The 23,312-nt window shown below is 67.9% G+C and carries 18 protein-coding genes and 3 pseudogenes; 4 read left to right on the top strand and 17 right to left on the bottom strand.

What is annotated here, in order from left to right:
* Positions 1 to 206 precede the first annotated feature (206 nt).
* Together AS594_RS45075 and AS594_RS44120 are read right to left on the bottom strand one after the other, a co-directional pair.
* On the bottom strand, positions 207 to 707 hold the full coding sequence (locus AS594_RS45075; RefSeq protein ID WP_069774234.1) for a hypothetical protein: 501 nt from the start codon (positions 705 to 707) through the stop codon (positions 207 to 209).
* 22 nt (positions 708 to 729) lie between these two features.
* Entirely contained in the window at positions 730 to 1,977 is a 1,248-nt protein-coding gene (locus AS594_RS44120) for a hypothetical protein (RefSeq protein WP_141747230.1), read from the bottom strand.
* A gap of 934 nt (positions 1,978 to 2,911) precedes the next feature.
* Between AS594_RS44120 and AS594_RS36325 the strand changes: the two genes are divergently transcribed.
* The 4 genes from AS594_RS36325 (at position 2,912) to AS594_RS36345 (ending at position 6,900) form a co-directional block, all read left to right on the top strand.
* Positions 2,912 to 3,775 carry a caspase family protein gene (locus AS594_RS36325; protein ID WP_069935882.1) on the top strand — a complete coding sequence of 288 codons (864 nt, stop codon included), beginning with the start codon at positions 2,912 to 2,914 and terminating at the stop codon, positions 3,773 to 3,775.
* Positions 3,776 to 4,371: 596 nt separating this feature from the next.
* Positions 4,372 to 4,716, top strand: coding sequence for a hypothetical protein (locus tag AS594_RS36335; protein WP_069935884.1), 345 nt, complete (start codon positions 4,372 to 4,374; stop codon positions 4,714 to 4,716).
* 173 nt (positions 4,717 to 4,889) lie between these two features.
* Positions 4,890 to 6,485, top strand: a complete 1,596-nt coding sequence (locus AS594_RS47370) for an ADP-ribosylglycohydrolase family protein (RefSeq protein ID WP_276207460.1) — start codon at positions 4,890 to 4,892, stop codon at positions 6,483 to 6,485.
* A gap of 148 nt (positions 6,486 to 6,633) precedes the next feature.
* Positions 6,634 to 6,900, top strand: a complete 267-nt coding sequence (locus AS594_RS36345) for a hypothetical protein (protein WP_141747231.1) — start codon at positions 6,634 to 6,636, stop codon at positions 6,898 to 6,900.
* A 144-nt stretch (positions 6,901 to 7,044) separates the two neighbouring features.
* Here AS594_RS36345 and AS594_RS36350 read toward each other — a convergent pair whose 3' ends face one another.
* The 15 genes and pseudogenes from AS594_RS36350 to AS594_RS36420 form a co-directional block, all read right to left on the bottom strand.
* Entirely contained in the window at positions 7,045 to 8,397 is a 1,353-nt protein-coding gene (locus AS594_RS36350; RefSeq protein ID WP_069935886.1) for a hypothetical protein, read from the bottom strand.
* A gap of 775 nt (positions 8,398 to 9,172) precedes the next feature.
* Positions 9,173 to 10,222: a hypothetical protein gene (locus AS594_RS36355; RefSeq protein ID WP_069935887.1), complete on the bottom strand. Its 1,050-nt coding sequence runs from the start codon at positions 10,220 to 10,222 to the stop codon at positions 9,173 to 9,175.
* On the bottom strand, positions 10,219 to 11,538 hold the full coding sequence (locus AS594_RS36360) for a CHAT domain-containing protein (RefSeq protein WP_107393258.1): 1,320 nt from the start codon (positions 11,536 to 11,538) through the stop codon (positions 10,219 to 10,221). The genes AS594_RS36355 and AS594_RS36360 overlap by 4 nt, the downstream gene beginning before the upstream one ends.
* A gap of 4 nt (positions 11,539 to 11,542) precedes the next feature.
* Positions 11,543 to 14,236: an SEL1-like repeat protein gene (locus AS594_RS36370; RefSeq protein WP_240509327.1), complete on the bottom strand. Its 2,694-nt coding sequence runs from the start codon at positions 14,234 to 14,236 to the stop codon at positions 11,543 to 11,545.
* A 396-nt stretch (positions 14,237 to 14,632) separates the two neighbouring features.
* Positions 14,633 to 14,851 (bottom strand): annotated as a pseudogene (locus AS594_RS46790) (helix-turn-helix domain-containing protein); the annotation flags it as partial.
* A gap of 805 nt (positions 14,852 to 15,656) precedes the next feature.
* A pseudogene (locus AS594_RS48115) lies at positions 15,657 to 16,574 on the bottom strand (IS5 family transposase).
* A gap of 309 nt (positions 16,575 to 16,883) precedes the next feature.
* Positions 16,884 to 17,207 carry a hypothetical protein gene (locus AS594_RS36385; protein WP_069935891.1) on the bottom strand — a complete coding sequence of 108 codons (324 nt, stop codon included), beginning with the start codon at positions 17,205 to 17,207 and terminating at the stop codon, positions 16,884 to 16,886.
* 92 nt (positions 17,208 to 17,299) lie between these two features.
* Positions 17,300 to 17,635, bottom strand: a complete 336-nt coding sequence (locus AS594_RS36390) for a hypothetical protein (protein ID WP_069935892.1) — start codon at positions 17,633 to 17,635, stop codon at positions 17,300 to 17,302.
* A gap of 551 nt (positions 17,636 to 18,186) precedes the next feature.
* Positions 18,187 to 18,369, bottom strand: a pseudogene (locus AS594_RS48120) (GP88 family protein); the annotation flags it as partial.
* Complete coding sequence (locus tag AS594_RS36395; protein ID WP_240509216.1) at positions 18,362 to 18,817, bottom strand: hypothetical protein; 456 nt, start codon at positions 18,815 to 18,817, stop codon at positions 18,362 to 18,364. The pseudogene AS594_RS48120 and the gene AS594_RS36395, both read right to left, overlap by 8 nt.
* Positions 18,818 to 18,892: 75 nt before the next feature.
* The gene (locus tag AS594_RS36400; RefSeq protein WP_069936068.1) at positions 18,893 to 19,453 is read right to left on the bottom strand and encodes a hypothetical protein; all 561 of its coding nucleotides are present in this window, start codon (positions 19,451 to 19,453) and stop codon (positions 18,893 to 18,895) included.
* A gap of 191 nt (positions 19,454 to 19,644) precedes the next feature.
* Positions 19,645 to 20,073 carry a hypothetical protein gene (locus tag AS594_RS36405; protein WP_069935894.1) on the bottom strand — a complete coding sequence of 143 codons (429 nt, stop codon included), beginning with the start codon at positions 20,071 to 20,073 and terminating at the stop codon, positions 19,645 to 19,647.
* A gap of 159 nt (positions 20,074 to 20,232) precedes the next feature.
* Positions 20,233 to 20,694: a hypothetical protein gene (locus AS594_RS36410; protein ID WP_069935895.1), complete on the bottom strand. Its 462-nt coding sequence runs from the start codon at positions 20,692 to 20,694 to the stop codon at positions 20,233 to 20,235.
* 20 nt (positions 20,695 to 20,714) lie between these two features.
* The gene (locus AS594_RS36415; protein WP_079148848.1) at positions 20,715 to 22,985 is read right to left on the bottom strand and encodes a hypothetical protein; all 2,271 of its coding nucleotides are present in this window, start codon (positions 22,983 to 22,985) and stop codon (positions 20,715 to 20,717) included.
* Entirely contained in the window at positions 22,985 to 23,254 is a 270-nt protein-coding gene (locus AS594_RS36420; protein WP_141747232.1) for a hypothetical protein, read from the bottom strand. The genes AS594_RS36415 and AS594_RS36420 overlap by 1 nt, the downstream gene beginning before the upstream one ends.
* Positions 23,255 to 23,312 lie beyond the last annotated feature (58 nt).

Here is a 23,312-nt window from a genome sequence, read left to right on the forward strand (position 1 = left end):
ATGTAAGGCACGGCTCCGGTCTGGACAGGACGCGTCGGCGCCGCAAACGGCCGTTGCTGCCTTCTACGGAAGAGTGGCCGAAGACGCTTCTTGATGTTCGTCGGCCCCCACAGTCGCGCGGGTGAGGTACGTGAGCCTGCTGCGGCAGCGACCGATCCTGATCCTTTGGCTCGCTGAGACGCTGTCCGTTTTCGGCGACCGCTTCTTCAAAAACCGGCCTGGACCAGCATGGCGGCCACGGCAAGGGACAGCAGAGAGACCGCGGCCACTTCCAGGGCAAGCGAGCACAGGAGCAACCGGGCCGCGGAGCGGTTCGTGCCGCGCAGGCTGTCGAGCAGGTCCAGTCGGGCATTATGCGATGCCGAGAATGGATCTGGGCCGGAGTTGTCCCAGACTTCCCGCAGCCATTGCGTACTGAGAGCGGATTGGCGGCGCGGGGTGCTCACGGTCAGCGCTGTGACGGCGGCGGCGACGAACAGAGCCAGTGCGGCTATGGTCAGGACTGTCACGGTTGCTGGCAGGTGGCCTTTGGGGTCCCGGCCGCTAACCGAAGCGGCTCCCAGGGCGAGCGCGACCAGCACGCCGCTGCTGCTCACCACCGCGTTGCCGCGCTGGATCAGTGATTCCTTGATCTTGCGCTCCTCATTGAGCTGATCCTCCAATAGTGCGCCGAGGACCTGTCTGGCGTTGCTTTCCGGCGTAGCCATAATCCCACCCTCCGCAGCTTTGTCAGGCAGATCGCATTGCTGTCGGAGATGTCCGACCTGCACGGCGTTTTAGGTGAGTGAAGGACCAGTCAGCGAGGGATCGAGGTGAGGCCAGACGCTGCCTATCCAGAGGGGCCAGGAGCTCTTCCCCCACACTGAGTACGGCATCCGAGAGACTCGCCGACTCCACCAGCCGCCTCAACGACATTATTTCATCGCGTAGTCCGGCAAGCCGTTCGCGCAATAGGGGAATTTCGTCCAGTCCGTCCGGGCGGACACCCCGTGGACACCCTTCTGTTCCCCCAGGATGGCCGTTCTCGATTTTGGAAATGACGCGTATTAGCCGTCTGCGAATACCACTCCGAATGTTCTGCCGGTGCAGCTCCGACTCCGGGGGAAGTGCGTCGATCGCCTCGCGCAGCTTCTCAGCAAGGCCCCAATCCGATGCCCCAGTATCCCTGATGGCGGCGAGCCGACCGCGGCAGTCCACAATCAGCTCAGGGGCCAAGTTCTCCACCTCTCCGAGGTGACGCCAAAGGGCATCGATCTGCACGGGCCACTCTATAGGAACGCGCCTGAGTTCGATTCTCCACTGCTGCTCAGCAATCCGCAGATGGGCCAGTCTCCGTTCCGCTGATTCTTGCTCCCGCAGCAGCTCGGCGAGTTGGATGTGGGCAGGTCCTATGTGCACGATGAGTCGCTTGAATAGACGGTAGACGGAAAGGTGTTCCTCGATGTCGAGAACCATGCCGCGCCGCTCCCGCATGCTCAGTACGAGGAGGCAGGGCAGGAGCGACTCAGGGATTTCGAATAATGCTGCCGCGCTGGTAGTCGCCTGCGTCCACCCCCTTTCATGCACTTCGGCGGAATGCGGCCTCGTCCCAGCCGCCTGAACGAATGGGGAATACGAGCCCTCCAATTCCACGGATTGCCAGAACGCGCGTTCGAAGTATCCGTCGGGCGAGGAAGGCAGGTGAAGCCTCATGCCCTCGGCCCCCGCGACTCTCCCCCCGCCCTGGGGGTGCGGGACGCCGCCGACCTGCCCCATATTCGGCTGATCGCGATCCGGAAGCACCACAGGGGACAGCACCGCCAGCGACGCACCGGTCAGATCGTGAACGCTCGTCCAGTCTTGGTTGAGCTCTTCATGCTGGGCGCGGGCGTCAGCTGTGCGGGCCAGCAGCAGCACCGTACCCAAGTAGCCGCTCGTAGCGGACGCGGACAGCAGATGCCTGAGAAAAACGTTGATCGGTAACGGAGTTACCAGCACCGATCCCCCCTCATCGGCCAGACGAGTGCAGCCCGGCTGCGCACTCCCTCAGTAGCAGTATTTCAGTAGCATGATTGGGGAGTGCTGCGATCGGCAAAAGAGGTGGTCGGTTATGGTCGAATCCCGGGCGCCTCGCTGACTGCCGGGTGGTAGTCGCCGCGCAACAGAGCAGCGAGGACATCCCGATTAGTGCTGAGCGGCCGCAAGTGCGCACGGAGCACGGGAAGGCGCGCAGGTTCCCAGAATCCTGGACGGCGTCAGCGTGGAACCCGTACATCAGCGACCACATTCTGCCGCCTGAGTGACGGGTTCGGAGCCAGGTATGACTTCGGGCATCTTCGTTCGGGGACCGGGAGGTTTGGCTGCACATGGGTCCCTGGTCCACCACGGCGCTGGCCGCGTGACAGCTTCCGTCGACAAGCGCGACTTCGCCGAACTGCCCCACGACCCCGACGACATCCAGCTTTCGTACGCTCTGGATACGTTGTTGGCCGCCGGTCGGGCCACCGATTCGGTGCAAGCGCCGCCTGGATCGCTGAACGAATCTTGGGTTTGGCCTGCTCTACGAAGCCGCTGACACAGAGTCGCTCAGATCTGACGGTGTGCGCCGTAGATGTGCGTCTGTGCGCCCCCAGCGGTCGGGAACGGATAGTGGCGCTGACTCGTGGCAATGAGTGGCATCACATCGAACGGACGGGCGTCGTACGGCCGAGGGGGCGGGGATCGTGGAGCTGGGGAGGCGGCACAGGTTGCCGCGGACGTCTATCGCGCCGTGGCATCCGACGGCGTACTGCACGCCGACCGTGCCGCCGCCGGGCTGCACTATGCCGTACGCCGGCTGCGTGCCGAATCGGCGGACTGGCCCACCTCGTGGACCGGCGTTCGCGCACATCGGTCCATGACCGCGAAAACGCCACGGACAGGAGCTCCATCGATGCCTAAGGTCCATGCCCTGCTGGTCGGTATCGACACGTACCGGCTGCCGCACCTGAACCTGCGCGGTTGCGTGAACGACGTCAAACTGGCCGAGCGGCTGTTGCGCGACCGGGTCGCGCCAGAGGACTTGGTCATCGAGAAGCGCTGCGACGAGCAGGCCACCCGCGCCGGCATCATCGAGGCGTTCCGCAGCCACCTCGGCGGTCTCGGCGCCGACGACATCGCGCTGTTCTGGTACAGCGGTCACGGCTCGACGGGACCGTTACCGGAAGAGATTTGGTACGCCGAAAGCGCCGGCATGTGCCAGACGATGGTGTGCCACGACAGCCGCGCCGGCGTCCCGGACCTGTACGACAAGGAACTCGCCATCCTGGCCTACGAGGTGGTCAGTACCGGCGCCACCCTTGTGACGATCCTGGATGCGTGCCATTCCCGCAGCGCGATGCGTGACGGCCTGCCGCCCGACCTGACCCCGCGGTTTGCTCCCAGGTTGGAAACTCCGCCCGAACTCCGCGATCTGCTGCCCGAGCTGATTACCGACGCTACGGACCCATCCCGTCCAGTTCCCGGCGCGCAGTTGCCCAGGCATGTGGCGTTCTCCGCGTGCGACGAGTGGGAACTGGCCAACGAGCGGCCGTTCCCCGACGGTTGGCACGGCGTGTTCACCGAGGCACTCGGTCACGCACTGGCCCGACTCGGCCGCGACGCCACCTACCGCCAAGTGCTCAATTACGCCCGATGCCGGGTCGAGGGCCGGCTCCTGCGGCAGATACCCAACCTGGAAGCGATCGGGGATCTCGCCGACCGGGAGGTCTTTGGCGGGGCACTGCGGCCGCGCGCTGCCCGGGTCACCATGCGGTAACTGCGGGACCAGTGGGAGGTGGACGCGGGGGCCATGCATGGCGTCGTCACCGGCTCGCGGTTCGGGGTGCACCGCACCGCGCCGCTCCGGGAGGTTCACGTTGCCAACGTGTACACCCAACGCAGCGTCGTCGACCCGATCGACTGGACACCCGACGAAGAACAGCAGTACGACATGGTCCTGACCGACGTGCCGCTCCCGCCTGCCGCGGTGTCGATCCAGGCGGACCCCGACGTCGTCCTTCGCCTGACCGAGACCGTCCAGACCACCGGCCCCGGCGGCGGCCCATCACCGCACATTCGCATCGTCCCGACCACCGGCGAGTCCGCGTTCCGGCTCGGGATACGGGTACGCCAAGCCCACAGCAGCCGCACGATTCAGGTAACCGCCTCGACGACAAGCCACTGGCGTCCCCGGTCCCCATCGACGACCGTGGCATCCAACAGACCGTCAGCGACCTGGACCACATCGCCCGCTGGCTGCAGGTACGCAACCTGGAAAGCGCATCCCCGGCGCTTGAGGAGGCGATCCAGCTCGAGCTGTTCCCGGCGCTGCCGGGTCGGCAGCGCCCGCCCCGCGACGGCGCCCCCGCACCGGTGAAAGACCTCGACTTCGCCTACACCTGGACCGGCGCGACATGGGAACCGCCGACGGTCTTTGTCCGGCTCCGCAATACCACAGACCGGAAGCTGTTCTGTGTCCTGCTCGACCTGACCGACCGGCACCGCATGCATGCGGACCTGTTCCCCGGGGAGTACGTGGCGGGCCGCTGGACGGCGGAGGCCGGTAACGGTGCGGCCGTCACTCTGGCCCTGCCCCCCGACCAGCCGGTCGAGCCGGGTGCCTCCGTCACGGACTGGCTGGTGCTACTGGTCGCGGAGGAGCCGTTCAGTTCGGCCCCGTTCGCGTTGCCCCGGCTCCGGGAGATGCCCAAATCATAGTACACATGGAAAAGAGAATACACAACGCTAATCGTCATGTTGACGAAAGAGGTTTGGTCGTGCCACTCTGACGTAGCGACAGCGGGTTTGAGCGCCATGTGAGTTGACGCCGCGCTCCCCGCCCCCGCCCTCCTCAGACCACGCACGTAGTACATGACCTCGGGAGAACACCCGTGAATGCCAAGCTCGTTGACCTCACGACCCACACCCTGGCCCCGGCGGCCCATCCGCTCAACGTCCACGCCACCGACCGCGCAGCCGGCGTCCTTCTCGGCGCCGCGTGCGGTGATGCCCTCGGCGTTCCCTATGAGTTCGCCCGCCGACTGGGCTCCGATGAGCAGCCCGCCATGATTGGTGGCGGGCTGGGCCCTTACAAGCCCGGCGAGTACTCCGACGACACCCAGATGCACGTGTGCATCGCCGCCGTCGCATCCACCGGCACCGACCTCACCAGCCCGACCGCACTCGACCAGATCGCCCGCAACTTCCACCTCTGGCGCGACGGGGGCGCGAGCGACATCGGGAACCAGACCAGCGGCGTGCTCCGCGCCGCGAAGAGCCACAAGACGGGGACGCCCGCCCAGGCCATGAGGGCGGAAGCCGACGCGTACACCGCCCGCACCCGGTTCAGCGCGGGCAACGGCTCGCTGATGCGGACCGGCGTCGTCGCCCTCGCCTACCTGGACGACGTGGACGGAATGGTCCGGGCCGCCACCATGATCAGCTCCCTCACCCACAGCGACCCCCAGTGTGTCGAAGCGTGCATCCTGTGGTGCGCGGGCATCCGGACCGCCGTGCTGGAAGGCACCTTCAGCGGCGTCCGCGACGGCATCACACTGCTCCCCGAGGACCGGCAGGAGATCTGGCACGCGAGGCTGGATGAGGCCGAGGCGAACCCGCCGCACCACTGGGCCCGCAACGGGTACGTCGTCACCGCCCTTCAGGCCGCGTGGTCCGCAATCACCCGCACGCCCGTTCCCGAGCTGGCACCGGAGCGCGGATCGTTCCCCGCCCAGCACTTCCAGCTCGCCACCGAAGCGGCCGTCCGGGCGGGGAACGACACGGACACCGTGGCCGCAATCGCGGGCACCCTCCTGGGCGCGCGCTGGGGAGTCTCGGCCATCCCGCTCGCCTGGCAGCAGGCAGTGAACGGCTGGCCCACAATGACTGCCCCGGATCTCGTCCGCCTGGCCGTCCTGACCGCCCGCAAGGGCATGGACGACAACGACGGCTGGCCCTCGGCCCCGCGCGTCAAGATCCCCGGTTACGCCGGAAAGGAGTACGTCGCACAGCACCCCGACGACCCCGGAGTCCTGCTCGGCAACCTCCCCATGACCGAGTTCGCTGGCACACCGCCGGTCGACGCGGTCGTCTCCCTGTGCCGAGTCGGACAGGGGCCGATCTTCTCCCGGACCGACGTCGAACACGTCCGCGTATGGCTGGTCGACAAGGAGGGCGAGAACCCCAACCTTCACTACGCCCTCGACCAGGCGGCCCGCCAGGTTCTCCGGCTCCGCAAGGAAGGCAAGCGGGTCTTCCTCCACTGTGTCGCAGGCCGCTCCCGCACCCCCGCCGTGGCAGCGACGTACAGCACCCTCCTGGGAACGGACCCCCGCACCGCCCTGACGGAAGTCTGGGCGGCCCTGGGCAAGCACTGGACCCTCCTGGCGCACCCCCAGCTCCACGACGCCGTCTACGAGCTGGCCGGGCAGCGGCCGCACCGGCCGCAGCCCCGTACCCGCCGCCGCTTCTTCCGCAAGCGCGGCTGACATGGGCGGCGCGCCACACCGCTGAAGCCACAGGCGCGGCCTCCACCCGGAGGCCGCGCTCAGCGATGCCCACGCACGACGTCCCGACCGGGGACAGAGACTGGTGACGGTCACCATGAGGTCGTCACCACGAGCGAATGGAATGACGATGCCAGCGCACGAGGCAGGCCACGAATGGATCTACCGTGTCACGGCTCTCGCCGATCCGCCGGAGAGCAAGTACGTCCTCACACCGTACGAGGCGCAGTCGCTCACCCGGCGACTCCGCAGCGTCGGCTACGAGGCGCAGGTCGGTCGGGTCCCGGCAACGGCGTTTGTCATCGTCAGCGATGAGGAACTCGACGCCCTTGTCGCCGCGGCGGACAACGCATCCGAGAACAGCACCCGCGAGAGATCACGACGACACAGCAGCTAAACCCTTCAGCAGCACGCGAAAGCCGAGAGCCCGCCGGTCAGATGACCGGCGGGCTCTGGTGTTTCCAGCGACTGTCCGCGTCTCCTGGGCCGGCCCATCGAGTCGGTCAACGGCCGGCAGCCGGGACTCGGCCGCGAAGGCCTCCTAGCGCCTGGGACCGAAGCGGCCGGACCCCCTGCGGCTGAGGACGAACCTGTAGACCGTCTCGCGATACCAGTGATCCTGGAAGACTCGCGGCTTCTTGCCGTCATCGGCAGTTCGGTCGGGGTATGGGACCTGGCCGCGAGCTAGGTAGGCGTGGACGGTCTCGCGCGCGAGTGCCTCGCCGCGGGTGGTCATGCCCAGCACCTCGGCGAAGTCGTAGATGTCCAGCAGGTCCTGCGGGTCCCCTTCGGGCAGATCGTGGACCAGGGCCGGCCCGGTTCCCTTGAAAGCCGCCCAGACATGCGGGCGGTGCTTCTCCACCCACGCGTCGACTTCGTGCTGGTCATAGGTGCGTGGCTGCGTGCTCCGAGGTGCTGGGAAAGCCCGGCGAACGACCTTGTCGCCCTCGCGCTTCTCCTTGACCTTGGTCCACTGGAGGCCGGTGTACTCGGAGACGCCGTACCGCGGACCGATCATCTCCGCGGTGAGCTGCGCCTGTTCGCCCTGCGCGTCGGCGGTCGGCTCCGCCGCCGGCGTCGTGTCGGCGAGATCCTTCTGGGCGCCGGCGTCCTTGTCAGATGCCGATGACTCGGCCCACGCGTGGCCGGACAGCTGAGCGCGTCGCTGGGCCGTGACCCAGGTCCGCCGGCGATTCTCGCGCACCCACTCGTCGACCTCGGCGGCGCTGTAACCGTGCTCGCCTGCCTCAGGGAACCCCTCAGCGCGGATCCATCCCCGGGCCGTCTGCCCGCTGACGCTGTACGTGGTCGCGATGGCCTGGGCGTCCAGGTGCTCCGTGCGCGCGGTGGTCGAACGGCCCGCAGGCGCGCTGTCGGCTGCAGGGGTCTGCTCGGTGCCTGCCGGTTCCTCGGCCTTCGTCTGCCGGCGCATGCGCCGCGGACGGTTCACGAACTTGTAGGCCGTCTCGCGGAACCACTTCCGCTCTGTGACCTCAGGCCGCTTGCCGTCCTGCGGCGTGCGGTCGGGGCCGGGTAGGACCTTCCTGGAGATGTAGCCGCGCAGGGTGGCTTCCGGCACTGGCTCCGTCCGCCCGAGAGCCTTGCCCTCCCAGGCGCAGATGTCCGACAGCGTCACCAAGTCCTCTGGCCTGCCGGCGGGCAGGCCGAACGGGTTGTCCGAGTCCTGCCCCTTCGCCCAGTGGATCGGGAGGTTCTCCTTCAGCCACTTGTCCACCAGCGCGGCATCGCGGACCAAGGTCCGTCCCGGACCTGACGGCCAGCCCTCAGGGAAACCCGGGAGCGTGGTCCAGTAGGCCACGTTGCCCTCGTTGGCCTCGTACTTCTCCGCGATGTCCTGTGAGGTCACGAGTTCATCAGCGTCGGCGGGAATCACCGTTACTCCTTGTCGGACCGGCAGTGAACCCGCAGGCCGTGGTTGTGGCCCCGCGGGTGGGGGCCTGGTCGGTCGAGCTCAAGGTGGAGCCGGCACCGTCGGCTCCACTGCGCCGGCCCCGATCGCGCAGGGGCAGGCGCTAAAGTACATCACGGTAGAACAATACGCAACGCGTCCTCGAGGTGGCGCCACACGCCCGCGGGGGTGTTTTCGGGGCCGGGCGTACTGCAGGCCCAGCCGGCGGTGGAGGAGACCACGACGGCGGGGCCGCTGCATCGGACAGCGAGTGACACGCCACAGATCGGTGACGCGGGCCGTGCCGGAAATGCGGAAGCGATCCGCGCCGCGATCGATCGGCTGCTGCGTGGTAGCCGCGCCGATGAAGGACACCAACAGGCGGCAGCGCAAGTTGCCAAGTTGCCTCACCGGCGCCCCATCTCCACCGCCGCCCCGGCGGCCGCCAGCGCATCCATCAGCGCCACAGCCCGACGGCACCGGACAACCCGACAAGGACACGGGCCGCCCCGCCGACCAGTGCCCACCCTGTGCCCACCGCACCCACGGCCGGCCCCCACCGACGAACATCATTCCGCTCCTCGAACCGCGAACGGCCGGACGTCACCTCCCTGGCGGGCCGTCCGCAATGACCGTGGTGATGCGGACGACGTGCTCTCTTCCAGATAGATCTCGCGCCTTTCAGCCGTTGCGGTTGCCGGTCAACGGCTGGCCGACTCCGGCGATCGGCCGGGTGTCTGCTGCTCAATCTCTGTTCCGGTCAGCGCGACCAGTCCGCCAACGACAGCAACAGGTGCGCCGACTCGAGCCGCAGGTGGTCCGAGTGCGCACCCGCTGGGTTTAGTCGCTTGCCCCGCACGTAGAAGTCAGAAGCGTCGATGCTGACGAACCGATGGTTGAGGTTGTCGAAGGGGTACCGCTCGACGGCCCGCCGCATCCGAATTCGGTACGGCTCCAGAGGGACTGAGGCCATACCGCTGTGGCCAATGCCTCGCTCGCCTTCGGCACGTAGGTGCCAGAAGCCTGTGGCCCGGTCGTGTCGTGAGTACGTCGTTACGACCGGACCACGCAGCGGCGCTCCGTCGTGTCCTCCGTCACCCCCAGGCAAGAGAGACGGGAAGAGAGAGCCAAAGGCAGAACGGGGCGCCGCCATCTGGAAAAGCAGCATGCTGTCGGCTGTGAAGGGCCGGGACGGCAGTTCCTCGGCCACAGTCCAGCTCAGCGTGTCGCCGAGCGAGGCCTCCGCAGCCCACTGCACCGCCTCGCCCAGGAATCGGCAACCGAAGGAGTGCCCCACCAGGTGGAGCCATTGGCCTTCGCGGTTGGCGAGGACCTGGGCGCCGGCCGGATTGGGCCGCTCCGCGTCCAGGTAGCCCAAAAGCCGGCCGATCACATGGGCGGCGTACCCGGTGCCGTGGCGGGCTCCCATCGCGTGCGCGCGCTCCCGGATCTGCTCGTAGCCGGACCGGCCAACCCGACTGGAGGACGGCCACCGGACCGCGAGCATCCAGGGGCGGAAACCACCCTCTGCGAGCCTGGGGTAGCGGTTGGGGGAGGTGATGAAGGCGTGTTCAGAGAGGTCACGGAGCCGGTTAGCCGCGCGGGCCGCCGAGCGTGGCGAGGTCTGCCAGCCGTGGACGTAGACGATGATGTCGGTGGCCCATGACGGTGGTGCCAGACGCTCGGCGAAGTAGCGGGCGAGGTGATGCTCGGCAACCGGCTCGCCGGTGTCTTCGTCCAGCAGCCAGCCGGTTTCGTCGAGGTCGATCGCCGCGACGAAATCGCTGGTCAGGGGGCGCGATGATGTCATGCGTACTGGTCCGTTCTCTCAGGCAAACGCACCCGGGCGTCCATGCCGCAGTGCAGGGCATACGCAAATCCGAGAGGGTTGCGGAACTCGGCCGTGAAATGGCGGGACAGGTCGTAGGCGATGCGGCCTGCCGTGTCGTCCGGGCCGCCGCGCAAGAATCGACGCACGAACTCCCGTGCGTACTCAGCAGCGAATGCCTGCGGCATGTCGATCTGCGGGCCAAGTACACCCTGCGCGCCATGCTCAACCAGCACCCGGCCGAGAAACGCGCGGTCGGCGTCGCCCGCGGTGTGGCCAGCCTGGCAGGCGTTGAGCAGTACGAACGGGTGAAAGATACCGGTGCGCCGATGTTCGGAGCGGACCTCACGCACCGTGTGGCCATCGAATGGGATCTCGTCGGAGAGCCGGATGACGAGTTGAGCGGCCTCCGAGCCGTTGGGCTCGAAGCCTCCGTGACCCCAGAAGTACATCAGCTGCTCGTCGAAGTCGGCTTTCCCAAGGTCGCGCACGAGGTCGTTGTACGTGGTACGGATTTCGCAGCGGGTTCCCTCGCCGAGGGTAAAGGCGACAGCGGGGGCGCAGGTCTTGAGGCCAATCCTCGTGTCGTGGTTAAGACTCACGGCCACGGGTCCCGGTTCGGGCATGGGCAGCCACAGCCTCTGGTAGGCGTCACCGGTGTGCTCGATCTGGTGGCGGTGCCCAAGGAATAGGGAGAACAGCGCATCAAGTTCGCTTGTTCCGGCAGATAGCGGAGCGTCGGCAAGGTGCTGGGGCCTGAGGCACAACATGGTCCACGGCAGGTGGAGATCGTGGGAGTCGAAGCGAATCCGTAGGCCTTCGCCCGCCAGCATCATCGCGAGATAGCCGCGGAAGATCTCTACACGCTCGTCTTCCCCACCGAACAACACATCGAAGAGGACGGAGGCGCCGCTTCGGGCGAGTTGGGACAGGATGGCCACCAACTCGGCTTCAGGTTCGTGCCGCAGATCGGCGGCCGAAGCGTATGGGCGCCGCCGGTCGGACTGCGGACGGCCGCCAGCATCTTTGGGCTGGTGGTCAACGAAGATCTGCTTCCAGCGTCGGCACAATCGGGCGGCTGCGGAGCGAACTTCGACAGGACTCGCTGACAAGACGGCCTTGTGTTCGCCGCCGCGCAGGCTGGGCAGAGCAGGCCCAGACATGCGTGCCTGCAAACGGCCCCCGTCGAGGATGTCGAAGCTGACACGAAGGTCGGGTTCGACAGCCGCCAGGTGCGGCAGGCGCCGGAAACCGCTGCTGGGATCCTGAACTACATGTACAGGAAGGTGAGTCGACATTGATTCACCTCCGCCGGCGCTCGGCTGTCGGTACGAGCGCCTCGTTGTCCGGGGCAGCCTCGGTGACCGTCAGCGTGGTCTCCACCTGCTGCAGTGCGGCACCGCTGGCGGTCTCATACAGGGTGAATCGGATGAGATGGCGTCCGGGCCGTCGGGGCACGAAGGTGAACTCCAAGACGTCAATAGGGTCGTAGAAACCGCGGCCGGGCACAATGGAAGCCGACCCGAGCGCGGTTGCCACCACTTCCAAGGTTGGCCGCTGGCGGGAGCTTGGCACGGCCCATGGGTGGCCGGGGTCGGCGTGCAGCCGCAGCGCGATGCGACTCGACGCGTCGACGCTGGGATTGCGGTCATCGAGCAGCACGAGTCCGACCCGGCACCCCGCAGCTGCGTCGACAGCGGCGCGGTCGTCGGGCCGGCCGCTACCCGCCGCTGCGCCGCGGCGGACGGTGCGTCCGACCTTGACTTGCCGATCCGGTAGATCAGTGCGGTTGTCGGGGTGGGGTTCGCCTGCGACTCGGTCACCGTCGCGGAGCGCGTCTGGCGGCTCGTGTCGGCCGCGCAGGGTGAACGCTGACGGTTGCCATGGGGACGTCGGCGCACCGTCCGCGTCCAGACCGTTCGGCCAAAGCCTGTTGAGTAGCCCCCGCATCATTGTCCAGTGCAGGGCAACGCCGCCGTGGTTGGCGACCTGGAGGGCAAGAACTTCCGCGCCCTCTCGGTCCCCGCCCTCCTCACGCTTTTCCGCCAGGCGGTACAGGGCGTCGATACTGCCGTGCTCGGCAGCCTGCCGGAGAAGCACCTCAGCGCCCTCCCCGTCCCCGGCCTCCTCACGCTTTTCCGCCAGGCGGTACAGGGCGGCTGTACTGCCGTGCGCCGCAGCCTGCCAGGCCAACGCCTCGGCGCCCTCAGGGTCCTCGGCCTCCTCACGCATCTCCGCCAGGCGATACAGAGCAGCCGTACTGCCGTGCTCGGCGACCTGGCGGGCCAACACCTCGGCCCCGTCCCGATCCCCGGCCTGCTCACGCTTCTCCGCCAGATGGGACAGGGCGGCTGTACTGCCGTGCGCCGCAGCCTGCCAGGCCATCGCCTCGGCGCCCTCCCCGTCCCCGGCCTCCTCACGCATCTCCGCCAGGCGATACAGAGCAGCCGTACTGCCGTGCTCCGCAGCCTGCCAGAGTAGAGATGCAGCGCCCTCCCGGTCCCCGACCTCCCCTCGCATCATCGCCAGGCGGTGCAAGGCAGCGGCGTCGCCGTGGTCGGCGGCCTGCCGAGCCAGGGCTTCAGCACCCTCCCGGTCCCCAGCCTTCTCCCGCAACTCGGCCAGGTGGAACAGGGCACGGATGTCGCCGTGGTCGACGGCCTGGCGGTAGAGAGCTTCGGCACCCTCCCGGTCTCCGGCCTTCTCCCGCATCACGGCCAGGCTGGTCAGGGCGCTGGTACTGCCCTGATCGGCAGCCTGCCGAGCCAGGGCTTCGGCGCCCTCCCGGTCTCCGGCCTTCTCCCGCATCACGGCCAGGCTGGTCAGGGCGCTGGTACTGCCCTGATCGGCAGCCTGCCGAGCCAGGGCTTCGGCGCCCTCCCGGTCCCCGGCCTTCTCCCCCATCACGGCCAGGCTGGTCAGAGCACGGGGGTCGCCATGGTCGCCGGCTTGGCGGTAGAGGGCTTCGGCGCCCTCCCGGTCCCCGGCCTCCTCTCGCATCACGGCCAGGTCGACCAGAGCACGGGGGTCGCCATGGTCGCCGGCTTGGCGGTAGAGGGCTTCGGCGCCCTCCCAGTCCCCGGCCTCCTCTCGCATCACGGCCAGGCCGACCAAGGCACGGGTGTCGCCGTGGTCGGCGGCCTGGAGGCGGAGGTGGTGGGCCCATTGCAGGCGGTGCCGGTCTTCGGCTGCTTCCGCGAGGCTATTCAGGTCGTCGGGCTGGGTGAGGTGGGTGTGGGCGGCGTGCCAGAAGGAGGCGGGCGGGCACAGGTGTTCGCGGGTGGTGCGGCCGTGCTGTTCCAGGTAGTTGGCGAGTCGGACCTGTGGCCTCGCTGGCTGCAGGGGTAGAGATCCGCGAGCAGTGGTGGGCGTGGGTGGGCGCCGAGTGGGTCGGAGAGTGGCTCGGTGCAGGGGGGCTTGTTTTCCGTGGACTGGCTGGGCCAGTTCAGCGAAGGCGCATTCGGCCCAGTCGTCGGTGAGAAGGTCGTAGTCGGTGTCGGCCAAGTAGTCGAGGGCAGCGTCGGTGAGGAAGGCCAGGGGGAGGTGGCGGCCGACACCGAGGCGGCGCGCGTCCATCGCCGCGTACAGCAGTGCCCTGGCGGCCGGGGTCGCCTGCTCGTAGCGATTGAGCAGTGCTGGGGCGCCAGCCAAATCCTGGGTGATACGCCCGTTGTCCCGTGCGCGGGTGAGGGCGTCGGCGAGCAGCACGTCCCCCGCCTGGGCAATAGTGCTCGCGGCGGCCAGGGCCGCGGTATCGAAGGCGTCTGGGACGGACAGGGTGTGGCCGGCGAGCAGTTCCCGTACCCGGCTGTGAGGATCAGGCTCGCCCGGTGCGGGCAGGGCGGCGTAGTACTGAGCGTACTCGGGCCACAGAGTGCCCAGCACCAGGACCGGCCCGCGTTGCGGGCTGACCAGCAGATGGTGGATGGCCGCTGCGATCTGTTCACCAGCTACCCGGTCGCCGAGGTAGTGCTGCGCCTCGTTAAGCCAAACCACCGTCCGCGGCCCTACATGGTGCAGATCCTCCAGCACGGCCTGCGCGCGGGTAGGTTCAAACGGGTGCCACAGCCGCCACCCCATCTCGGCAAGGGGCTGTACGGCCTCCCAACACGCCCGTGTCTTCCCCGTCGACGAGCTGCCTACCAGGACCACGATCCGGCTATGGCCATCAGCCGCATCCCGTACTGCATCAGCCAGCACAACGTCATGCTCACGAGCCACGTACCCGGGCAGCGCCCGCATCGCGGAGCCAGGTGAGCTGGAAGGCGCCCCGCTCGAACCGGCTGGATGAATCTCCAGCTCGTGCGGCTCCCACATCCTGATTGGACGGCCCAGCCCAGGCCGCTGCATGGAAAGAGTCGCAGCGGCAGCAGCCCGCTGTAAGTGCAGCAACTCCTCCGCAGGCAATTTCAATGCCCGGGCCAGTGCGGCCACCGTCCGCGCCGAGGGCGGGGGCCCGTCTGCCTTGAACGCCTCCGACACCAAGGTCCGCCCCAGACCTGCCTGCCTGGCCAGCTGCGTTTTGGTCAGCCCGCTGCGGGCTAGCCCACTGCTCAGCCGGGTGCGCAGCTCAGCGAGTGCCGCACTCCGGTCGTTTTGTTCGCCGCGCATGGCTCGCCCCCTGGCACCTGGTGTACTTGTCTGAGTCCATCTCCGGTGCGTTGACCCCCAAAACGCACAACTTCCGCGACCTTCAACGACATCAACACCCCAACCATGCGGGAGCTTGCCGCGACCGGCGCCATCGCCCTTGTGGTCAAACTTCGCGCTACTGGCCTCTGTCGGTCTCCGGGCCTCGGATCGGGCAAGGCATCGAGTTCAGACAGAAGCACGTATGGAGATCTTGGGCTACGGACTCGCGACTCGATATGATCTCCGTCACTCAACTGGACAGGCAAAGCGACACGATGGCTCAGAAGCCGTATCTCAACCGAACATGATCGCTTGATTCTTGCTGGTCAGGCATGGTCTCGGCCGGAGTGAGGGAGGCATCTGGCGTTCTGCTTCCGCTTGTTCGTTAAGGGGTGCGCGATGGCGTCGATGCTGGGGTTGCTGGAAGCGCGGGAAGCATCTGCCCGCGAGCGGGTGGAGGGTCTGCGGGAGGAGGCGACCCGTGCGGCTGCGGCCTTGGAGGCCGGTGAGATCGAGTTGGACCGGCGGGTGATCGCCCGCGAGGAGCTTGTGGACGCCCTGGCCGCGTCCGCCGCCGAGTCCACTGCCGTGACTGAGGCCGAGGGTGAGGGTGAGGGAGGAACGGTGCCCACCCCCGTTCCCGTTCCCGCGGCTGTGTCCGCGTCAGTTCCGGGAGCGATCGTGCCGCCCTGGCGGGAGGGGCTGTCGGTGTCAGTGCTCTCGCCGGACAATCAGCGGATCTTGAATGTGCTGCAGGACCGGCCGGGCCACGAGCCTTTGCGGGTCAAGGACATTGCGGCCGTGATGGGCATCGACACGGCGGTGGCGGCGAAGGTCGAGGGGGTGCGCTCGAAAGCGAGACGCCTGGGCGAGCGGGGCTGGTTGCTGCAGGAGGCGTCGGGGGCTTTCAGTGCCGGCCGCAGGCATGTGGCCTCGCCAGCCGGCGGCCCATCCGCGTGATCATCGACCACTGGATCATCGCCTCGCTGGTCGCGGGCAGCGTCTCGTAGTCCCTTGCCAGACGCCTCGAATGCATCAGCCAGCTCAGGGTTCTCTCCACCACCCACCGCCTCGGCAGCACCACGAACCCCGCTCGGTCGTCGGTCCGTTTGACGACCTCCACGGTCAGGGCGAGCCTTTCGCGGGCCCAGTCGACCAGCGCGCCGGTGTAGCCGCCGTCGGCCCAGACGAGACTGATCTCCCGGTGCAGCTCGCGCAGTCGGGCCAGCAGGCCGGTGGCCGCATCGCGGTCCCCGATGTTCGCGGCGGTCACGGCCACGACCAGCAGCAGGCCCAGGCAGTCGGTCACGATGTGCCGCTTCCTGCCGTTGATCAACTTGCCGCCGTCGAAGCCGCGTTACGCGGCGGGCACCGTCGCGGCGGCCTTCACCGACTGCGCGTCGATGATCCCTGCCGTCGGCTCCGCCTCGCGCCCCTCACGCTCCCGCACTTTTCCGCGCAGCCGGTCATGGAACTCCGCGACCAGTCCGTTCTCACGCCAGCGACGGAAAAAGGCATAGACCCGCGGCCAGCAGGGGAAATCTGCAGGCAGCGACCGCCAGGAGATCCCGCCCGCCACGAGATAGCGGATCGCATCCAACATCTGCCGGTGGCAGTACCCTTCGGGCTGCCCGCCCCGGCCCTCCAGCCAGGACGGGGTGGGCAACAGCGGCCGCACTGCCGTCCACTCCTCGTCGCTCATGTCCGAGGGATACCGGCGCACCCGGTCCGAATGATCTGCCGCATTGCCGTACACGTGCGCGAGGCAATCGCACGACACGACGGGCGAGTTGAACTCCACCGGCACGGGCGCGTACACATACGACAACAGGGCCTCCCGGTACTGCTCGGATCGATTCGCATCACCGAGCTACCGAGGGGCCCTGCCCTCATGCACGTACCCCTGGAAGATCACCCGACCAGGAACCCTGTTCGACCTGCACGTTCCATGATTGGTTGAGATACGGCTTCTGACCCCGCCCTCTCCGGCGGCGAGGCCCAGCGCCTCAAGCTAGCGGGGACCGGCTTCGATCTCGTACTGCCGGATTAGCTCCTGATAGTCGGCAGGGTCCACGTCATGGTGCAAGGTGACGTTCGCCCCCTTGGCGACGGTGGCGATCTCGACCAGCAGCCGGTTGGCCTCTTCCTCGGTGGCGTAGAGCCCGACATTGATCTGCGTCCCGACTGCGGCGGTGGCCCAGGGGACGGGGCAGGGCGGCGCGTGGTCAGGGACCGGGCACAGGATCAACGAGATGACTTCCTGCAACTCCTGCGCGTCCTTGCCTACGGGAACGTGAACGTGGATCTCGTAGACGCGCCTGCTTTGGCCGGTCATAGGAGCCTCCTTCCCCTCAGGATACGGGTGGGACAAGGGATGCGCCCCGGATATCCCGCCTTTGCGATCTCCGGGCGCGGCGCCCGTGCGGGTCAGCGACGGTAGCTTTCCAGGGTGCGGCAGTGTCGCTTGTAGCTGCCCTTCTCGACGGGGATGTTGCGCTTGGCGGTGTTGACGGCCGCTCGCTCGGTAGGGCCGTTGCCCCATGCGGTGCGCTTGGTGTAGGTGTGGCCGTTGCGGACGATGTCGCACTTGACCTTGGCGTGCCATTGCTTGCTGATGGCCGGGCCGAACTGGGCGATGGAGTGGTGCTGAGCGGAGCTGTCCACGGTGGCAGCCGAGGTGCCGGAGGTGAAGAGCCCGAAGGTCGTCGTAAGTACAGCCGCTCCTACGGCTGCGCCCCGGGCCAGGGTGATGAACTTGTTCATGAGGACATTCCCCTCAATTTCTTTGGACAGTCCTGACGAAACAGTCTCGGGCTGGTGTCGCCACTGGCGTCACCGAGAGTCACCCCCCTCCCACCGGAACCGGCCCGAGCTGCCGAATCGGCCGATTCCACGCCGCGGCATTCCGGGAACCCTCCAGCGAGTCGGTCACCGCCTTCGCCGCGAGGCTGCTGTCGGTCGCGACTATGGCCATGCGCAGGCCAACCCGTTGTTCTGCGCATGGGATCGTCAGATCTCCTATGGGGGATGACGTATCGCCGCCCAACGCTATTGATCAAACGCAAGCGGTAGCAATGGCCCTTTCAGCCATGGCTGACTCGAACAGGCCCTCGCCGATCAGCCAGGAGCCTCCAAGGGGCCCTGCCCCTATGCGCACACCCCACAAAGACCACCCGATTCGGACGCCGCCCTCGAAAACCCGTCCGCCTCGCACACTCCAAGATCGGTAAGAGGACGGCTTCTCAGCCAAGGGCAGCGCAGGCCGACATAGGAATCCCCAGCTAATGCGACACGCCTGCGTGGGACACAGCAAGTGCCGCGATTACCGACGCGCACGCGCTAGCCTGAGGACAGACGTTGAAATGGCTGCCGTCAGGCATTTCGATCACAAAAGCTGGCAGTGTCCAGTTGAATACGCCGATCCTCCTCAGGTCCGAGTTCTGGGTGAGGAGCCGCTTGGGGGCGGTGCGGCCATTCGTGCTCGTGCTCTCAGACATCTCGTTCCTCGTGTTTCGAAGGGGAGGGGCGGGCGGGTGAGGTGCCGGGGCATCCGACGTGCGGGCGCATGCACGCGTGGATTCCGAGCGCGGTCACACCGCCGTCGGCTCTCGCGAGCACGGCAAGCCCCTGGGCGATGGCGGTGCGCGCGCTGCGCTGGTGGTGGCCGCCGTACTGGGCGTCGTCGCCGTGACTGGAGATCAGGTCGGCGGCCCGCGCCGAGACGCGCGCGATCTCGGGTTCTGAGAAGCCCCGCAATTCGGCGATGCACAGCGGGACCATGAACAGCAGCCACGTCACCCACGTCGAAGAAGCCGACGTCGGGCTGTCTTCGGGGGCGGTGACCACCCGGCCGAAGGGGCCGTGCGTGTCAGGGGCGGGCTGCGGGTCCGGCTCGTGCTGCACAGGCTCTTTGCCGGCGCCGGCGGAGGGAGTGGCTGTCGTCATGGTGAGGTGTCGCTCCATGCAGGGCGCCCCCGGCTGTATCAGCCGGGGCGCCCGTTGGGGGAGGGGGAAGCGCGATCAGTCGCCGCGTGCGAGGCAGTCGGCGGCGTGCGCGGGGGAGGTGCGGAGGCGGGGAGATCCCCCGAGCCCATCGCGAGTCTGGAGGAGGTAGTCGCCCAGGTCTCCCAGGGAGTTGATCTCCTCGGTGGGCACCGGTTTGCCGCACTGGGCGCACGGGGCGAGGAGGTCGAAGATGAGGCGGCGGCGGTCGTCATAGGTCGCCAGGAAGTCCAGCGTCCTGTCCGCGAAGGAGATGGACAGCGCCACCGCGGGGAAGTGCACGCCGTCCGCGACGAGCGGGTGGGTGTCGTCGTCCCTGGTGCGGATACCGATCGGGCGGCCAAGGGAGTGGAGGGAGAGGCGGTGGCGGAGTACCGCCTCCACCCAGCGGAGCTCGGCGTCATGGCTGTGGAGAGCCGGGTCCGGGCCGACCTGGCTGGCCTGACCGGTCTGTGCGCGCTCCACCGCGGCCTGGACGGCTGCGGCCTTGACGGGGTTGAAGGGCTTCCTCATGGTGCTCGGCATGGCGTCTCCGAGAAGAAGGACCGGGCCCGTGATCGGCACGCTGGCGCGCGTCATGGTCACCGGGCTGGATTCGAAGGCCGCGAACAGCGGCTCCGGTCGGCGGAATCTCCCGCCCAACACCAACCACACTACATATTGGAAAACGAATACACAACATGCGAGGTGAAGGGGCGGCCGGCCAGCCGCTGCTCTCCCGGGAAGACGTACAGGGGGGAGCGGCGGCGGCCGGCCGGCTTGCCGCGGGTCTACGCCGGCGCGGCGGTGAGCTGTCCGACCGTGTCGAGCAAGAGCTGGGCCCGGGCGAAGGCGGCCGCCTTATGACCGTACGAAGGGACGACCAGGTGCATGGTCTCGTGCGCCAAGGCGCGATCGGCCTCCTCGCGCGTGGTCACCAGCTCGAGGTTGATGGCCATCAACGGCACCCGCAGCCGTGCGGCCTTCGGGCCCAAATACACCTGGGCGGCATAGTGCGAGAGATAGGGCATGCCGCTGATCGAGGCGTACGCCGCAAGATCGGTGACGAGGTGGAAGTCGCGCCCGGACACGGTCGCGAACAGCTTGGCGCGCCGGCGCAGCCAGTTCACGTCGACGGGCAGGTCGCGCTCGTGTTCCAGGAGCCGGCTCCGCAGGTCAGCGTGCCGCTGCTCGGTCACCGGGTGTGCTCGGTCTGCCATGCGTCTCCTCCTCTCGAGTGCGGTCCGGCTTTCCGGCCAGGTGGTTCAGCCGGCCATCCCCGTGCCGGGGCCGACCAATGGCCACCGCGGCCGTTGGGCCGCGGGGACATCATGCCAACCCGCCCCGCAGCCGCCCTTCGGCACCGGCGACGAGGCCGCTCACGCATAGCGTCCGTGCCAGGAGTCGGCGTCCAGCCGCCTCAGTGCGGCGTCCTCCTCCGGGGTGAGGCGGTTGGTGAAGTCGTCCCAGCGGGTGAGCTGTTCGAGCTCGGGGCCGTCGGCCGGCTCAATCCGTGCCTTCTGCCCCGTGGTCAGGTCTATCTCCACGCCATCGTCCACGAGGTCGGCATGCGCCACCGGAAGGGATCGCCGCCGGGCCAGGCCGAGGTTGAACAGGTAGCCACCCCCGGTGTCCTGACCGCCGACCAGGGGCCTGATCCACAGGACCTGGTCGTCCTCGAAGCGGTGGTGCCGGGCGAGGGCGGCGCGGAAGACCTCCGTCCCGTCGAGGTCCGATACGACCAGGCGCGCGCCGGCGTCCACCGGGTCCCCGGTCGGGCTGTGGTTGCCCGCGACGAGGTCCGAGAAGCGCCGGCGCCACTGCTGCTGTGTTGCTGTCATCGAATCGCTCCTGGTCAGCTTTAGTAGTCGGCTTCCGTGCACAGGACATCCTCGACGGGTTTCCCGCCGAGCTGGGTGATGCCCCGCGAGGTGAGGGACGCGAGGATGCTGCTGCGCTCCGCGGCGGTGTGGCACACGATCCGGCTGGGGGCCTCGGCCCCGAGCAGGTCGATCCCGTTGCGGAACATGATTTCGTTGCTGCTGCCGGAGAACTTGGCGATCTTCATCGGGTCCCGCGTGATCGCCCCCGCGTTGTAGGAGCCGTGCGCGGGGTTGATAGCGCCGTAGTGGTCCCCGTTGTAGGCGTAGTAGTCGCTGCGCTGCATGAGCACACTCGGGTCGTCCCAGATCAGCCGGCCGCCGCCCGGCTGGCTGGACGTCTTCTTGACCCGCAGGAACACCGAGTTGGCGCCGCCGGTCATCTTGTCGGACTGCTCGCTCATGCCGAGCCCGCCACCGATGCCCATCACAGCACGCTTCTCCGTGGAGGCCAGGACCCCCGTTCCGAGGAGACTGGCGAGATCGCCACCGTTGAGGCAGTGGGTCAGCGATCGACCCTTGAATGCGCCCTGAATCTCCGCGTTCTTCCCGGTCACGTCGAAGCGGGACCAGGTAAGCCACTTGCCTCCGGTCGACGGCGTCGGCTCGTAGCCCGGGCTGGCCGCGAGTTCGGCGCCGCTGGCGAATCCGGAGGCCTTCGCGACGGCGTCTCGGACAACCTCGACCTTCATCGGCAGCACCTTGTGAGATGCCTCCAGGTGGATCCTCTTCATCGCCGTCTGCAGGGCGTCGCTGTCGAGACCCATGAGGGACTCCATGCGCTGGTGCACGATCTCCTGGACCTGAAGATCCTGGAGACCCTGGGCCGTCTCCAAGGCGCTCTTCATGCCGGCGGCGCCCTCCAGCCCCTGGGCCCGGATGTTGTTCGCCAGGTAGGTCCACTCGCCCTCGGCCGCGGTCATCGGCTTGTTCATCAGGTGCAGCTGCTCCAGCCGCTCCACGAGGTCCTTGCCGTGGCCGGCGCCCGCAGGGGCGTGGACCTCGAGCTGTCCCCGCAGCGAGAACTCCGTGTTCGCCGGGTCGTTGTCCTTGTACGGGCGGTAGACGGCCTTCCAGCCGTCGCCCATATCGATCTCGTACTCCGTGCCGTTGGCCGAAGAACGGGTGACCCCGTCCCACGACGTCTGCCCGGTCGCAGGGTCGAGGTTCGCCTTGATCCGGCTGGCCTTGCGGACCGTCGCGGCGAGCGTGCCGGGCTCCGGATCCCCGTCGGGCACCGGTATCTGCTTGGTGACCATCTTTGTCGCGGTCACCTCGTAGGCGTCCATCCAAGGCATGACCGCCCCACCGTTGTCGATCTTGTCCTTCACGACGTCCAGCTGGTCCATGTAGTGCTGGGCCATGGCCTTCTCGTCGTCGCTGATCCACGGGTCGTTGAGGACGGCGGCGACCGCGTCGACGGCCGCCTGGTGCTTGGCGATCGACGCCTCCGACATCTCGGAGCCGGTCTTCAGCTTGTGCTGCACAGAGCTGACCGCGGTCTTGGTCAGCTCGGCCAGCTTCTTCTCCTTGTCGAGGTCAAGGCGCTCCTTGACCTCCTCCTCGACCTGGATCTCCTCCATGTGCGTGCCGGGGATGCTCAACGCATCAAGCAGCTTCTCCTCGGCCTCCTCGGAGATGTGCGTGAGCAGCACCTCCCGCGGGCCGTCCGACGAGTCGTAGGCAACCAGGGTTGCTTCGGAATTGATGAAGTCGTCCCCGCCCACCAGGATCGGCGTACCAGTGGGCTCGCCCACAGGAGGCGCCGCCGGCACCGGAGTCAGCGGCGGGTCCGTCTCCTCCTCTTCCTCTTGGACCTCCTCGATGTCCTCGACCTGGAGCAGCACGGCTTCCTCCGCCGACGGCTCCTCACTGCCGCTCTGCAGCTCTCCATCGGCCGCGACGCCCTCGGCCTCGGCAGACGCCTCCGGGGCTTCTTCCTCCGGCGGCGCGGCGGACACGACAGGCTCGGGCTCCAGTTCGGGTTCGGTGCCCAGGAGCGCGTCCAGCTCCGCCAGCGGGTCGTCGCCGGCAGGCGGTTCCGCAGGGGGAGCCGGCTCGACAACCGGCTCGGGCAGCTCGGGCACCTCGAACGCGGGCTCCCCCGCAGCTCCCACGGCCGCGCCCGCAAGGTCGGCCCCCTCACCCGCTGCCGGCGCGCCGGTGATGTCCAGTGGGGCAGCGGGGGCCTCGGCGAGCGCGGTGGGGCTGACCGCGTAGCTCTGGTGGCTCGACTTGGATCCGGTTCCCATCAGCTACCACCGCCGTGCTTGAGGGAGGCGCCGGAGGGCAGGCCCAGCTGCTTGACGAAGAAGTCGGAGAAGTTCTGGCGCAAGTTGTTCTTCCTCTCTACGGCGTGGTCCAGGAACGCGGTCGCGATCTGGTCGTTGCTGACCTGGGACTGTGGGATCTTCAATGCCTTCGCCGCCCGGCTGCGCATCTGCGGCACCCACGCCACGCCACCCTTGGCACCCTCGTGTGCGGTGGAGTGCAGGATGGAGCGCAGCTGTGCGTCCGGCATGGACTCGAACTTCTTGATCACCGGGTGCGCGGCGGCCGGGTTGATCTTGACCCCGCTG

Origin of the sequence: Streptomyces agglomeratus (assembly GCF_001746415.1) — a bacterium.
GTDB classification, from domain to species: Bacteria; Actinomycetota; Actinomycetes; order Streptomycetales; family Streptomycetaceae; genus Streptomyces; species Streptomyces agglomeratus.

Excerpts from the sequence above, each read along its gene's own strand:
- AS594_RS45075 (WP_069774234.1), bottom strand. The coding sequence starts at position 707 with ATGGCTACGCCGGAAAGCAACGCCAGACAGGTCCTCGGCGCACTATTG.
- AS594_RS36325 (WP_069935882.1), top strand. The coding sequence starts at position 2,912 with ATGCCTAAGGTCCATGCCCTGCTGGTCGGTATCGACACGTACCGGCTG.
- AS594_RS36345 (WP_141747231.1), top strand. The coding sequence starts at position 6,634 with ATGCCAGCGCACGAGGCAGGCCACGAATGGATCTACCGTGTCACGGCT.
- AS594_RS36355 (WP_069935887.1), bottom strand. The coding sequence starts at position 10,222 with ATGACATCATCGCGCCCCCTGACCAGCGATTTCGTCGCGGCGATCGAC.
- AS594_RS36360 (WP_107393258.1), bottom strand. The coding sequence starts at position 11,538 with ATGTCGACTCACCTTCCTGTACATGTAGTTCAGGATCCCAGCAGCGGT.
- AS594_RS36385 (WP_069935891.1), bottom strand. The coding sequence starts at position 17,207 with ATGACCGGCCAAAGCAGGCGCGTCTACGAGATCCACGTTCACGTTCCC.
- AS594_RS36390 (WP_069935892.1), bottom strand. The coding sequence starts at position 17,635 with ATGAACAAGTTCATCACCCTGGCCCGGGGCGCAGCCGTAGGAGCGGCT.
- AS594_RS36395 (WP_240509216.1), bottom strand. The coding sequence starts at position 18,817 with ATGACGACAGCCACTCCCTCCGCCGGCGCCGGCAAAGAGCCTGTGCAG.
- AS594_RS36400 (WP_069936068.1), bottom strand. The coding sequence starts at position 19,453 with ATGACGCGCGCCAGCGTGCCGATCACGGGCCCGGTCCTTCTTCTCGGA.
- AS594_RS36405 (WP_069935894.1), bottom strand. The coding sequence starts at position 20,073 with ATGGCAGACCGAGCACACCCGGTGACCGAGCAGCGGCACGCTGACCTG.
- AS594_RS36410 (WP_069935895.1), bottom strand. The coding sequence starts at position 20,694 with ATGACAGCAACACAGCAGCAGTGGCGCCGGCGCTTCTCGGACCTCGTC.
- AS594_RS36415 (WP_079148848.1), bottom strand. The coding sequence starts at position 22,985 with ATGGGAACCGGATCCAAGTCGAGCCACCAGAGCTACGCGGTCAGCCCC.
- AS594_RS36420 (WP_141747232.1), bottom strand. The coding sequence starts at position 23,254 with ATGCCGGACGCACAGCTGCGCTCCATCCTGCACTCCACCGCACACGAG.